The sequence below is a fragment of the Streptomyces sp. NPDC051776 genome, from assembly GCF_040681345.1.
Lineage (GTDB): Bacteria > Actinomycetota > Actinomycetes > Streptomycetales > Streptomycetaceae > Streptomyces.
Window position 1 is genome coordinate 1 of sequence record NZ_JBFAYQ010000078.1, and the last position, 13,267, is coordinate 13,267.

Annotated in this window: 10 protein-coding genes; 6 read left to right on the forward strand and 4 right to left on the reverse strand. The window is 67.7% G+C overall.

Annotated elements, in window-relative coordinates:
• Together AB0M26_RS29980 and AB0M26_RS29985 are read left to right on the forward strand one after the other, a co-directional pair.
• The coding region (locus AB0M26_RS29980) for a hypothetical protein (RefSeq protein ID WP_365265898.1) at positions 1-224 on the forward strand (224 nt) is incomplete at its 5' end.
• Between the two features lie 109 nt (positions 225-333).
• Positions 334-1,359 (forward strand): 6-phosphofructokinase, encoded by a 1,026-nt coding sequence (locus AB0M26_RS29985; protein WP_365265900.1) that lies wholly within the window; start codon positions 334-336, stop codon positions 1,357-1,359.
• Positions 1,360-1,382: 23 nt separating this feature from the next.
• Here AB0M26_RS29985 and AB0M26_RS29990 read toward each other — a convergent pair whose 3' ends face one another.
• Positions 1,383-2,276: a universal stress protein gene (locus AB0M26_RS29990; RefSeq protein WP_365265902.1), complete on the reverse strand. Its 894-nt coding sequence runs from the start codon at positions 2,274-2,276 to the stop codon at positions 1,383-1,385.
• Between the two features lie 555 nt (positions 2,277-2,831).
• On the opposite strand from AB0M26_RS29990, the gene AB0M26_RS29995 reads away from it, so the two are divergent.
• Positions 2,832-4,442 (forward strand): globin domain-containing protein, encoded by a 1,611-nt coding sequence (locus AB0M26_RS29995; RefSeq protein WP_365265904.1) that lies wholly within the window; start codon positions 2,832-2,834, stop codon positions 4,440-4,442.
• A 201-nt stretch (positions 4,443-4,643) separates the two neighbouring features.
• Here AB0M26_RS29995 and AB0M26_RS30000 read toward each other — a convergent pair whose 3' ends face one another.
• A complete protein-coding gene (locus tag AB0M26_RS30000) occupies positions 4,644-5,012 on the reverse strand; it encodes a DUF742 domain-containing protein (RefSeq protein WP_365265906.1) in 369 nt (122 codons plus the stop codon).
• A gap of 39 nt (positions 5,013-5,051) precedes the next feature.
• Positions 5,052-6,563, reverse strand: a complete 1,512-nt coding sequence (locus AB0M26_RS30005; protein WP_365265908.1) for an ATP-binding protein — start codon at positions 6,561-6,563, stop codon at positions 5,052-5,054.
• A gap of 1,136 nt (positions 6,564-7,699) precedes the next feature.
• On the opposite strand from AB0M26_RS30005, the gene AB0M26_RS30010 reads away from it, so the two are divergent.
• Both AB0M26_RS30010 and AB0M26_RS30015 read left to right on the forward strand, forming a co-directional pair.
• The gene (locus AB0M26_RS30010; RefSeq protein WP_365265910.1) at positions 7,700-8,401 is read left to right on the forward strand and encodes a response regulator transcription factor; all 702 of its coding nucleotides are present in this window, start codon (positions 7,700-7,702) and stop codon (positions 8,399-8,401) included.
• On the forward strand, positions 8,398-9,789 hold the full coding sequence (locus tag AB0M26_RS30015; RefSeq protein WP_365265912.1) for a HAMP domain-containing sensor histidine kinase: 1,392 nt from the start codon (positions 8,398-8,400) through the stop codon (positions 9,787-9,789). The genes AB0M26_RS30010 and AB0M26_RS30015 overlap by 4 nt, the downstream gene beginning before the upstream one ends.
• Here AB0M26_RS30015 and AB0M26_RS30020 read toward each other — a convergent pair.
• A complete protein-coding gene (locus AB0M26_RS30020; RefSeq protein WP_365265914.1) occupies positions 9,752-10,321 on the reverse strand; it encodes an SgcJ/EcaC family oxidoreductase in 570 nt (189 codons plus the stop codon). The two genes, AB0M26_RS30015 and AB0M26_RS30020, sit on opposite strands and share 38 nt — an antisense overlap.
• Before the next feature lie 499 nt (positions 10,322-10,820).
• On the opposite strand from AB0M26_RS30020, the gene AB0M26_RS30025 reads away from it, so the two are divergent.
• A partial coding sequence (locus AB0M26_RS30025; RefSeq protein WP_365265916.1) for an Ig-like domain-containing protein occupies positions 10,821-13,267 on the forward strand: 2,447 nt, incomplete at its 3' end.

The window sequence follows — 13,267 nt, forward strand, 5'->3', positions numbered from 1 at the left end:
ATCACACCTTGAAAGATCAACTCGTCAATACTACTGAAGAGATCGATGTGGCTCAATTAAAAGAGACTTCGATTCATGCCCCCGGCGGCCGCCGGGGGCGGGGCGGCGCGCCGGACGGCTGCGGGACCGAACAGCCCGCCCGGCTCCTTCCCCGCCAGGCCAGGACACCCGGCAGTGAAGTGGGCACTGCCCATCGAATGAGGGAGGGTGGGGAGAGGGACTGATGTCCCAAAGGCGTTCTTGATCGCCCGGAAGCGCCGGCGGTCCCGGCTCTGACTCCGGTCGGCAGCTGGTCATCGACCATGTGGGGTGACCAGCGGAAGGGAGGAGGCCATGAGGGTTGGAGTACTGACCGGCGGCGGTGACTGCCCCGGCCTCAACGCCGTGATTCGCAGTGTCGTCCGCAAGGGCGTCCAGGAGTACGCCTTCGACTTCGTCGGTTTGAGGGACGGCTGGCTCGGTGCGCTCCAGGGCAAGGTCGTGCCGTTGGACGTCCCCAGCGTGCGAGGAATCCTGCCACGCGGCGGAACGATCCTCGGCTCCTCCCGCACGAACCCGACCAAGCACGAGGATGGGGTGCGACGCGTGCAGAACACCCTCGCCGCGCACAACGTGGACGCACTGGTCGTGATCGGCGGCGAGGACACACTCGGTGTGGCCGCCGAGCTGAGCCGTCAGGGGACCAAGCTGGTGGGCGTGCCGAAGACCATCGACAACGACGTGTACGGCACCGACTGCACCTTCGGTTTCGATACCGCCGTGGGCATCGCGACCGAGGCCATCGACCGGCTCCATACCACTGCCGAGTCGCACATGCGGGCACTCGTGGTGGAGGTGATGGGACGGCATGCCGGGTGGATCGCTCTGCACGCGGGCGTCGCGGGCGGCGCCAACGCGATCCTCATTCCGGAGCAGCCCTTCGACATCGACCAGGTCTGTGAGTGGGTGGAGAGCCGCTTCAAGATCAACTATGCGCCGATCGTCGTGGTGGCTGAGGGCGCGGTCCCGCGAGAGGGGCAAATGGTCCTCAAGGACCGGGAGGTGGACGAGTTCGGCCATGTGCGACTCTCCGGTATCGGCGAGTGGCTGGCCCGGGAGATCGCGGAACGCACGGGCGAGGACGCCCGCACCACGGTCCTCGGTCACATTCAGCGCGGCGGGACCCCGAGCGCATACGACCGGTGGCTGGCCACGCGTTTCGGCCTGCACGCTGTCGATGCGGTCAAGGACGGGGACTTCGGCGTGATGGTCGCCCTGCGCGGCACCGAGATCATTCGCGTCCCCCTCGCCGATGCCGAGGGAAGGACGAAGACGGTCGATCCGTCTCTGTACGACGAGTTCGATGTGTTCTTCGGCTGAACCGCGAGGTGTACGGACCGCAGTCAGTCGGCGTGCGGTACGACCGCCACTGGGCAGCGGGTGTGGTGCAGTACGGCGTGGGCGACCGGCCCCAGTCCGCCCTCGGCCGACAGCGGATCGGTCCGGCGGCCCACGACGAGCAGGTCCGCTCCCCGAGACGTGTTCAAGAGCGCCTCCGCAGGGTGGAGCAGGACGACGTCGGTCCGGACCGTCACCTCGGGGTAGTACTTCTCCCGCCAAGCGCTCAGGGCGTCGGTGAGCTGCAGGACCTCCTGGTCCTCCCATTCGGCGCGGTCCTCCTCGGTCACAGCCAGCATCCGCGGGGACACGCAGTCGGCAGGCAGCGCCCACGCGTGCACGACACGCAGCCGGGCACCGCGCGCCTGGGCGGCCGAGAACGCGAAGTCCGCCGTCTCATTCACCGGGTGATGCGCGGCGAAGCCCAGCACCAACTGGCCGGCATCGCCGTTCGCGGGAATCTCTTCCTCGTCGGCGTCGGCATGTTGCTTGGGGACCATCACGACAGGGCAGTGAGCCGCTGCCCCGACCCGCAGGGCCACTGAGCCGACCGCGAGAGCGCCGAATCCGCCTGACCCCCGTGCGCCGACGACAAGGAGCCCGTGCCGGGGTGCCGCCGCGAGGAGTGTCTCGGCGGGGGTGCCGGTGATCTGCTCGCCCCGTACCTCGATGTCCGGGTACCGGTCGGTGAGATCGGCGACCGCATGCTGGAGCATCCGCTCACCGATCTCATGCCACGTGTCCGCCGCCGCGACGGGGACGACGATGCCCGGAAGCGGTGGTGAGGCGTGTACGAGGCGCAGCGGAACGTCACGGAGCGCGGCTTCCCGCGCGGCCCAATCCGCTGCTGCCAGGCTGCATTCCGACCCGTCGATACCCGCCACTACGAGGTGACTCATCGTGTCCACCTTCTCGTCGGCATGCACCGTGGTATGCGCCGCTCAGCCCGTATCACCTCTTGCCCTCCACTGTTCCATGGGCAGGGATATCCGGCGCCTGCACGCTGCGCCGATCACCAATTTCCCGGAGGGGGAGGGATGAGCGTCACGTGTAACGCAGTTCACCCGCGCGATCACGAAATGGCCCCGGGGAGCGCATCAATTCCCCAGGCGGGTCGTGGCGGTGACCACGTCAGTGGGCTCGCCTCGTATGCGTACTCGGGGGGTCGCCGTATGCGTACCCGGGAGGAGTCTGCGCGAGGCATGCGGGACTTGATGCATAACCAAGGGTAATGCGGCATATCGTCATGTGTGACTGGAGTCGCATTATTGGGGTCGGGAGTGGCAAGCTGCACGGAACGGATCTCGCGGTGCATATCGCCGCACGAGGCTTCTGTCCCCTTCATGTGGTTCTGCTGAGGTTGATGCACAGTGCTAAGAAACTTGATCAAGCGCCGGGGGAGTGGTGCATTGCGCGAATGGGGCTGGTTCACCCCGCCACCGCGCAGGAGGCGGATGGCCCCCGAGGGCGGGAAACAGGGGCTGGGAGAAGACCGGCAACCCAGCCGTCCAGTGGGGGCGATATGGCCGGCGGGCACGCCCGGCCCGGACCGCCACCCGAAGCCGACGCACCACCGTGCACAGGGTGCGACCCCTGGTCGGCAGTGGACTGACGAACACCGTTCCGTCCCCCAGTGGCGGGCCCACGAGGGCTCGCACTCGGCGCAGCCCGCTCCCTCCGCGTTCTCCGGGGCCGAGGCCTGGCCGGAGCAGAATGTGCAAGCCGCCGGCCCCTACTCAACCCCGATCGCAGCGCAGAGCGGCGCCCAGCAGAACCCGCCACCCTTCGACGCCGGGTGGGACCGCAGCGCGGCACCCGACGCCACCACCACCCCCGCACCACCCCCCGACGGCACCGGTCCCGGCGCGGAAGCGGCCGACGTCCCGGCGCAGAGCACCTCCGGCGCCGACTCCGCATCCCCCTCGCCGGACGCGATCCTCATCCGCCGCACCTTGGCCGAGATCGGGCCCATCGCGGACAAGGTCATCTCGTACTTCTACGCGTTGCTCTTCGTCCGCCACCCCGAGGTGCGCGGACTCTTCCCCGCCGCCATGGACACCCAGCGTGACCGCCTGCTCCGGGCGCTGCTCACCGCCGCCGAGCACGTCGACGATGCGGAAACCCTCACCGAGTACCTCGTGGGCCTCGGCCGCGGCCACCGCAAGTACGGCACGGTGTCCGACCACTACCCGGCCGTCGGCGAGTGCCTGATCCTCGCGCTCGAGCGCTATGCCACATCGAGCTGGGACGCGGAGACCGAGGCTGCCTGGGTGCGCGCCTACACCGCGATGTCTCAGATCATGATCGACTCCGCGGCGGCGGACGAGGCCAAGGCTCCCGCCTGGTGGGAGGCCGAGGTCGTCTCCCACGAGCTGCGTACCTCCGACATCGCGGTCATCACCGTGCGGCCGAACCGGCCCTACCCTTTCCGAGCGGGGCAGTACACGATGCTGGAGACGCCGTGGTGGCCGCGTGTCTGGCGCCACTACTCCTTCGCCTCCGCGCCCCGCCCCGACGGGCTGCTCTCCTTCCACGTCAAGGCGCTCCCGGCCGGCTGGGTCTCCAACGCCCTTGTCCACCATGCTCGTCCGGGCGACATCATCCGCCTCGGTCCGCCCCTCGGATCGATGACCGTGGACCATGACACCGACAACGGCCTGCTGTGCCTGGGCGGCGGCACCGGGATCGCACCCATCAAGGCGCTCGTCGAGGACATCGTCGAGCACGGCCGCAAGCGCGCGGTCGATGTCTTCTACGGCGCCCGCAGTGGCCACGCGCTGTACGACTGGGACACCTGGCTGCGGCTGGAGCACGCTCACCCGTGGCTCCGCCTCCGCACCGTCGTCGCCGAGGGGCCCACGCCTGCCGGGGCCCTGAGAGGCCTGCTTCCGGAGGTTGTGGGACGGTTCGGCCTCTGGGATACCTATGACGTCTACCTTTCCGGACCGCCCGGAATGGTCCGCAACGGCTTCGACACCTTGGCCGGGATCGGGATTCCGCCCCACCGGATCCATCACGACTCCATCGGAGAGCTGCTCGCATCCGTGCCCGGTCAGGGCACTTGAGCAGGATCCGCCGAGGCCCCCCCGGAACGGCTCCGCAATTCGGCTCGGCTGCCGCGCCGTTGAGAAAGAACTCACCAACTTGTACCGCAGCTCGGCGATCACTCATCAGGCTCGAGCAGTAGCGGTCTCAGCAACTCGATGGATGAGACCGCCAACTGCCTGCCCTTCCACGATGCGGCGTGGGCTCACGCCGCAGGGAAGTCATTCGAGACGGCGCAATCCGGCGAGAATTGCTCCCAACAAGTGGCGGTCGGAGGGCGGATGCACGGTGGAATCCGTAACCGCCAGGGCTCCCGCCTCGACAAGGTCGGCGGCCAGTATTTTCGCCACCTGGACAGGTTGGTCGAGTATTTCGGACAGCTCAGCAACCGAGCGTGGTGCACCACTGCACAGCAGAAGTACTTGCTCAATTTCCGGCATGAAAACGCGTCCCCCGTGGCCCGAGCGGGCTATCAGGAAGGAGTCGCGCTGCAAGACGTGTTGTGGGCGCGTTCTTCCCCCGGTGAGCAAGTAAGGCCGAAGTCTGTGTCCGGCACGGGTCCAGGCCGGGCCGCTTTTTGGTCTATTCATCTCAGTTCAATTGTCCGCTGTCACTTGCTGATGGGTGTGTCAAGGGCGTTGATCCGGCGAGGCGTGGTCGGCGTGGCCTTCGGCTTGTGCCTGCCAGAGCGGTTTCACGGAGCTGGTGACACGGACGGCAACGGTCGAAGCAGGTGAGACCTGCCCAGGTCGGGCGGCTCCGGTGGAAGACGGCGATTCTGCTGCGACGGCTTTGCGAGCGGTTGCAACGTCGGGGCGCTCCTGCAGCGTGACCGGACTCGCCGGAGAGGTCTTTTCCGTCTTGAGGGGGGCAGTGGTGCGCTTTGCGGGCAGTCTCCGTGACGGGCCATCTGCAGTCGGGCTCTCCGGGCGGCCAGGATGGGACAGGAGCGGGGTCGGTAGTACGGCGATTGCCTGAGTACCGCCAAGAAAGTTGTGCCGCAGGGTGACACGTATGCGATGACGTGCCGCGAGCCGAGCAACGAGTACCAGGCCGATGTGGCCTTCGTGTATGTGTTCTTGCAGGTCCACCGATTCCGGTGAAGCCAACAGGCGGTTCATTGCATGCAGTCGTTCGGACGGCATCGGTTGGCCGCGGTCCTCCACCTCGATGGCCACCCCCGCCGGTACAGGCGTCGCACGCACCACGACGTCACTGCTGGCCGGGGAAAAGCGTGTTGCGTTGTCCAGAAGTTCGGCGAGCAGGTGCACCACGACTGGACCGGCGAATCCATGCAGCTCAGTATTGCGATCCGGCATCACGACGCGCACCCGCGAATAGGACTCGATCTCCGCAACGGCCTTTCGCAGAACCAAAGCCACTGGTATTGGCTCCAGTTCACGGTCGGGGAGGTCGCCACCGAGTATCGCGAGACTCTCTACCGCGCGACGTGTCTGCATGGTCAAGTGGTCAATCGTGAACAGCGCGGCAAGCAGGTCGGGATCCTCGACATCGCGTTCCGCATCGCTGATCGCCTCGGTGGAAAGGTCCACCAATCTGCGCAAACGTGCGACTATCGCCAGGGCCAGCTGTGTCTGCTGCTCATCCGTTTCATCTGTCAGCAGTTGTGCTGCTGCCGCTGCTGCGAAGACGGCCTCCTGTGCTTCCTTCTGGGCGCGGGCCAGTTCCGTATGCACGTCGAGGGCGGGACCTTCCTCACCCAGGGGAGCGGATACGTCGGAGGGTTGGCTCACTTCCCCCTTTCTTACTCGGTTCAGTGCCCAATTAACCTCTTCGCGGCCTTGTTCGACCCGTGCGGAAAGGCGCGCCAGGTCCTTCTCGGTTCGTTCACTCCGTCTGGCCTGCTGAGCCGTCAGTTCCGCGGAAACTCTGCTTGCTCTGTGGCCCGCTCCGACCAGAATGCCAACCCCTCCCACGAGAAGTCCGCACACAAGGGCCGGATCGGGCAGCAGTCCAAGCGTCACCAAAGTCTCTGCAATCGCAACGAGGACACAGAACTGCGCAACAGGAAGGATCGCGAGGAGGAGCAGTATTCGCCTGGGTGCAGGCTCCTCGGCGTCTGCAACTCGCAACTTGTCGCCATCCGGCATTGTGGGGGGTGAAAACATGGTCACATGCACTTTCTTGAATTTGAGACGCTGGTTCTCGGTCGGAAATCTGTGGATCGGTGGTGGCGTGGCATGCGACCGAAAGCTGCCGGGGCGGGCGCCCAGTGTGCTTCGGTGCCACGAACAGTTTTTGAAGGGACGGAGAAGGAAAGGCCTCCGGACTCCCATGACCCCGGTCGACCGTCTGACGGCAAACCCGACTCGTGGACGTGAACAGGTGCATGACCGGTCGACCGGTGAAACGGTTCTTTCGGAGTCCGGATCGGGCGGCCGTTTGCTCCATCCCGCTGTGAGCCCGGGAATCTCTGCCGTGGGCCGAACGGGAAAGCCTTGCCGTGCCGGACCCGACTGAAATGCGTGGCCCGGGACCTCGGCCGGCATGGGCCGCAGTTTCGCGTCGACTGCTCGGTCAGGTCGTGGTTCGAGGTCGGCGCGTGATCGGTGCGGGTCGATCAGGCCTGTGCCATCAGGTCATGGCAACGCCTGCGCACCATCAAACAAGTCCTTCGCCAGGACTCAGCCCCGTCAGCAACTATGTTCTGTGCGGATTCCGTTGGCGGCTTGTCCGGTCGGCGGTAAGAGGCCATGTTGGCGTGAAGACCCGGCCCCGGCCCTCAGTTGCGCAATGAGCCCTGCCCCCTCGGTCGGGGGGCTGCTGGAGCAGGCCGACCAAGACCCACCTGCACTTGCGCACGTCACAGAGCGGCCCCTCTGGCGGTAGAGGGCTCTCTGTGCATGGGTGCGGTCCTCGATTCCCGAGAGTGCGGACATGAAGGTCACGGACAGCTGGGGAGAGGTCTTGAGGCTCGGCATCACAAGATCGTCGTGCACCCTCAACTCCACCAGCGGACACAAATGTATACCTATCCTAGACTATGCATGTTTCCGTAGCCGCCCCGGCGATCGGCGCAAGGTCTAGGGAAACCATTGCCCGGGCACGGGTTGACACCCGTCCCCCGTGCAGCGTCATGGCGCGCTCGGCCCCCCGGAGCCCGATGGCTGACGCGTCAGGTGACATCGTCCGGTCAGGGTGACCCTTCTCGAAGTCCCTGATGGGGCTGGTGTGTTGGCCGTTTTTCTGTGGCGTGCGAGGCAGGCGGATGACGACTGAAGGAAACGCTCACCCGTGAAAAGTTAGGGTGCATTTCGTGCACATACTTCTGGTGGAAGACGACGAGCCGGTCGCTCATTCGCTCCGGCGCGGACTGCTGCGATACGGCTTCGCGGTGGAATGGGTCGGCACCGGCGGGGCCGCACTGGCCTACGCGGGGCCGTACGACGTGGTACTCCTCGACCTCGGCCTGCCCGACGCCGACGGCCTCGACATCTGCAAGGCCCTCCGCAGCCGCGGAGACGTGCCGATCATTGTGATCAGCGCCCGGAGCGACGAAACGGACCGGGTGGTCGGCCTGGAGCTGGGCGCCGACGACTACGTCTCCAAGCCCTTCGGCGTACGGGAGGTCATCGCGCGCATCAGGGCGGTGATGCGGCGCACCCAGCCACGGCCCCCCTCCGCCCCGGCGACCGGCCCCGACCGCTACGGGCCCCGCCTGACCATCGACCGCAAAGCTGCGCGTGTACGACTGGACGGCGCGGAGGTCTCGCTCGCGCCCAAGGAATACGACCTGCTCGCCTTCCTCACCGAAGAGCCTGGCGCGTTGATGTCGCGCGAACAGATCATGGAGGCGGTCTGGGACGCCAACTGGTTCGGGCCGACAAAAACACTCGACGTCCATGTGGCGGCGCTGCGGCGGAAGTTGGCCGGTGCGATAACGATCGAAGCCGTACGGGGGGTGGGCTTCCGGCTCATCGTCGACGAGGACGGCGACGAGAGCGGCAGCGCCTCATGATCCGCCAGCTCATGCGCAGCTACGTGCTGCTCGTAGCGGTCGCCATCGGTCTGTTCACCGTCCCGGTGGCCTTCACGCTCACGGCCCAACTGCGGGACGACACCCGGCTGTCCGTAGCCCGCGAGGCCACCACCATGGCGCTGCTGCTGGGCAACGGCAACGACGCCTCCTGCCAGGCACTGGAGGAGATGGCCAGGGCGTATGGCGACGAGACGCCCGGCGAGGTCCGGGCGACCGCCACCAGCAGGTGCGCGGCCCACCTGCCCCGGCCGGAGCAGGACGCGGCCCTGACCCGTGCACTGAAGGACGACGCATCCACGACGGACTGGGGCTCCTCCTTCATCTGGGGGCCGCAGCTGGTGATCACCGTCCCCGCGCACGAGCGCGCGGCGGACGGCGACAACGACAACGGCGCCGTCGTCGGCGCCGTACGAATCGTGTACTCGACCAGCAGTCTCACTCACCGGCTGTGGACCATCTGGGGTTTCCGGGCGGCGCTGGCCGCCATCGTCCTGGGAGCGGCGGCCGGTGTCGGCGCGATCGCCGCCCGCCGGCTGACGCGTCCCCTGCTGCAACTCAACGACATGGCGAGCAGGTTCAGCGACGGAGACCTGTCGGCCCGTTCCCCCGTGACGGGCCCCCAGGAGACGCAGACCCTGGCGCGCACGCTCAACCAGGGTGCGGAACGCCTCGACACCCTGATCGGAGCGCAGCGCATCTTCGTGGCGGACGCCTCCCATCAGCTCAGGACGCCTCTCACAGCACTGCGGCTGTCGCTGGACAACATCGCGGACGGTGTGGACGACGAGTTGGTCAAGGAGGACGTGGAGCAGGCGACCGCCGAAGTGGTACGGATGAGCCGCCTGGTCAATGGCCTGCTGGTACTGGCGCGCGCGGAGGCGAAGGTGAAGGCGGCGGAGCCGCTCTCGCTCCGGGACGTGATCGAGGAGCGCTTCTCGGTATGGCGGCCGGCCGCCGATGAGCGCGGAGTCACCATCACGCTCAGAGGAGATACCGACGGCCGGCTGCCGGTGCTGGCCAGCCCCGGTCACCTGGACCAGGTCCTGGACAACGTACTGTCCAACGCCCTGGAGATCTCACCGGACGGTGGGACGATCACCGTCCGGGTGAAGCGTCGGGGCGCCGAGGTGGAGCTGGCGGTGCTCGACGAGGGACCCGGCATGTCCGATGCCGAGAAGTCCCGTGCCTTTGACCGCTTCTGGCGCGGCCGGGGCCTCACCGGGCGCGCCGGCTCCGGCCTCGGTCTCGCCGTGGTCAAGCAACTGGTGACGGACGACGGTGGAACCGTGACCCTGCGGGACGCGCCCGGGGGCGGGCTGTGCGTGGCGATCAGCTTGCGGGCGGCAGCACCGAGGAGTGGTGGTTGACGATCAGCCAGGTGCCGTTCCGCTTCTCGTACTCGTAGGTGTAGCGGGCCCGGACGGTGCTCTGCTCGCCGGTCTTCGCGTCGGTGAGGTGGAAGTCGTAGAGACCGGCGTCGATCGCCGAGTCCTTGTCGAGGACATTGATGACGCTGCGGACCTTCTCACCCTTCGGCTTGTTCTTCAGGAAGTGCTCGAAGTAGTCGACGATGCCGGCTCGGTCGGTGCGGATCGTCGGGGAAGCGGTGGGCAGCAGCACCGCATCCTTCGCGTACCGCGCGGCGACCGTGTCCGGGTCGCCGCTCCGCAGGGCCTCGTTCCAGTCGTCGAAGAGCGCGGCGATCTGCAACTCGGCGGGCTTGGCGGGCTTGGCGGGCTTGACGGAGGTCTTGGCGGGATTGGAGGACGTCTTGGCGTCGCCGTCAGAGGTGGCCGCGCTGACCCCGACGGCCACTGTGGCGGTGCTGACGAGGGCGGTGGCGGTGACGAGAGCGGCACGTATGCCCCTCCTGCCGGTCTTGCTGGTCCTGCGGAACATCGCAACTCCAGTGCTCTGTGGGTCGGTTGCTCCCCTCGCTTGCTCTGCGCCGGGAGTGACTCCAGATTCGCGGAGCACCGGTTAGGGGTGATCCAAGAAAGGTGCAGGGGACGGACAGGACACATCCAATTCATGGGCGGGGAAGGCCGATGAAACGCCGTGCTGCGAATTCGTCGGAGAAGGGCCGGACTTGGAATCAGGTTGCGCGCCCGCTCGCGGAACTCCCGTGCAAGCCACCTGACGTGCGCCAGTTGCACGCCGGACTGAGCCGTTCCGCGCTCCGTCGTTCGGGTGGTTGTACGTCAGCGCCATGGCGTAGAGGCACCGAGACCGTGCCTACTGACATCACCGGACGGAAAGCCGCCACGCACCGCCTGCCCCGGAGCGGCGCTTTGCCGATATCTCACACCAGCCAGCGTCGGTTCCGGCTCCCCGGCACAGCACGGATCGTGCACCCCTGTGAGGAGCGGGCACCTCGGTAACACTCTCGGAGGGCCACATGGCAGGCACCCTCACTCTCGTGTCCTCGACGCCGAATCCCACTGTCTTCGGGCAGACGGTCGGGCTCACCGCCACCGTCATCCCCCTCGGCCTCGGTACACCCACGGGCACCGTCACCTTCACCATCAGCGGCGGGCCGACCCTGACCGCCCCCCTCGTCGCCGGCAAGGCGAGCGTCTCCACCACCGCTCTGACCACAGGTCCGCGCCTGATCACGGCAACCTACAGCGGGAACGCCAACTTCGCCTCGTCGAAGGGCACCACCATCCATGCAGTCGTCCAGGCGTTGACGAAGACCACCGTCACCACCGCACCGAACCCTTCAGGTCCCGGCCAGCCGGTCACATTGAGCGCAACGGTCACAGCCGAGGCACCCGGATCGGGTACGCCCACCGGCAACGTCACCTTCTTCGTCGTCGGCGGTCCGACCCTCAGGGCGCCTCTGGTCAACGGGCGGGCCGTCGTCTCCACCACCGACCTGGGCCCCGGCAACCGAACGGTCATCGCCACCTACCACGGCGACTCCAATTTCTTCCCCTCGGTCGGTACGGGCACCCACACGGGCCTGCCCGCAAAAGCCGCTACCACCACCACCGTCACGTCCGACCCGAACCCGTCGGTGACCGGTCAGCCGGTCGCCTTCACCGCCACCGTCACCCCGGCCGCGCCGGGCACCGGGGCGCCTACCGGCACCGTCACCTTCACCATCAGCGGCGGCCCCACGCTGACCGCACCCGTGGTCGCCGGCCGGGCGACCGTCTCCACCAGTGCCCTGACCGCAGGACCACACGGCGTGACGGCCGTTTACAGCGGTGACGCTGTCTTCGCCTCCTCGACCGGCACGATCACCCAGACGGTCCTGACCGCCTCCACGACGACCACCGTCACATCCGCGCCGGATCCGTCGGTGGTGGGCGAGCCGGTGACGTTCACCGCGACGGTGGCACCGGTCGCGCCCGGCTCGGGTGTGCCGACGGGCACGGTCGCCTTCATCGTCAGCGGTGGGCCCACTTTGACGGCGCCCGTGGTCGGCGGGCAGGCGTCGGTGACGACGAACTCGCTGACCGTGGGGTCGCACACGGTCAGCGCCGCTTACGGCGGCGACACCACCTTCGCTCCCTCCGCGGGTACCGACGCCCATACCGTTCAGCCTCAGCCGGTCGCTTCGACGACGATCACCGTCATCTCGTCTCCCGACCCCTCTGCGGTGGGGGAGCCGGTGACGTTCAACGCGACGGTGGAGCCGGTCGCACCCGCCTCTGGCGTGCCGACGGGCACGGTGGTCTTCGACTTCGGCGATGGCGCGACGACTTCGACCGTACTGTCCGGCGGCACGGCCGTCGTCACGCACACCTACACCGCCGCCGCGGGCAACTACCTGGTAACGGCGGTCTACGGCGGTGACGCCGCGTTCGCCTCGTCCCTCGGTACCGATACGCACACCGTCGGCCAGGCCGCGACGGCCATGATGGTCACCTCATCGCCGGACCCCTCGGTCTTCGGGCAGGACGTCACGTTCACCGCCACCGTGACGTCCGTACCACCGGACGCGGGAGTACCGACGGGCGACGTCGTCTTCACCGTCGAGGGTGCGGGAATCTTCACGGTGCCGCTGACGGCGGGCGGCATGGCCGTTCTCACTCTCGGCGAGCTCCCCGCCGGAAGCCTCACGGTCACGTCGGATTACGGCGGGGATGCCAAGCACACCCCGTCCACCGGCACCGACACGCATACCGTCGGGCAGGCCGGGACCGAGACGACGGTCACCTCGTCGCCCGATCCCTCACTGCCGGGCCAGGAAGTCACCTTCCAAGCCACCGTGACACCCCTACCGCCGGGCGCCGGAGTACCCACGGGCGATGTCGTCTTCACCGTGAGCGGTGGCCCGACTCTCACCGGCGCGCTGGTGAACGGCGTCGCCACCGTCACGACCAGCGCACTCTCGGCCGGGCCGCACACCGTTACCGCCGCCTATCAGGGAGATGCCGGCTTCGCCCCGTCCACCGGGACCGGCACCCACACCGTCACCGGCGCCTCGACCACGACGACGGTCACCTCGTCCCCCGACCCGTCCGTCTTCGGGCAGTCGGTCACCTTCACCGCGGTGGTCTCTCCTGTGGCTCCCGCAACGGGCGTTCCGACAGGCGCGGTCACATTCGACCTCGGCGGCGACGTCGTCACGGCGTCCCTCGACTCCAACGGTGTGGCCACGGTCACCGACAGCACCCTCCCCGCGGGGAGTTACTCCGTCACCGCCGCCTATGGCGGCGACGCCGAGTACGGCCCGTCCACCGGCACGGACACCCATACCGTCGGCCGGGCCCCGACGACCACCGTGGCGACCTCGGACCCCGATCCGTCGGTGTTCGGGGAGGCGGTCACTTTCACTGCTGCGGTCGCCCCTGTTGCGCCGGGTGCCGGGACGCCCACGGGAACGGTGACCTT

Bases quoted from the DNA above. Each gene is read 5' to 3' on its own strand.
- AB0M26_RS29985 (WP_365265900.1), top strand. From the start codon at position 334: ATGAGGGTTGGAGTACTGACCGGCGGCGGTGACTGCCCCGGCCTCAAC.
- AB0M26_RS29990 (WP_365265902.1), bottom strand. From the start codon at position 2,276: ATGAGTCACCTCGTAGTGGCGGGTATCGACGGGTCGGAATGCAGCCTG.
- AB0M26_RS29995 (WP_365265904.1), top strand. From the start codon at position 2,832: ATGGCCCCCGAGGGCGGGAAACAGGGGCTGGGAGAAGACCGGCAACCC.
- AB0M26_RS30000 (WP_365265906.1), bottom strand. From the start codon at position 5,012: ATGAATAGACCAAAAAGCGGCCCGGCCTGGACCCGTGCCGGACACAGA.
- AB0M26_RS30015 (WP_365265912.1), top strand. From the start codon at position 8,398: ATGATCCGCCAGCTCATGCGCAGCTACGTGCTGCTCGTAGCGGTCGCC.
- AB0M26_RS30020 (WP_365265914.1), bottom strand. From the start codon at position 10,321: ATGTTCCGCAGGACCAGCAAGACCGGCAGGAGGGGCATACGTGCCGCT.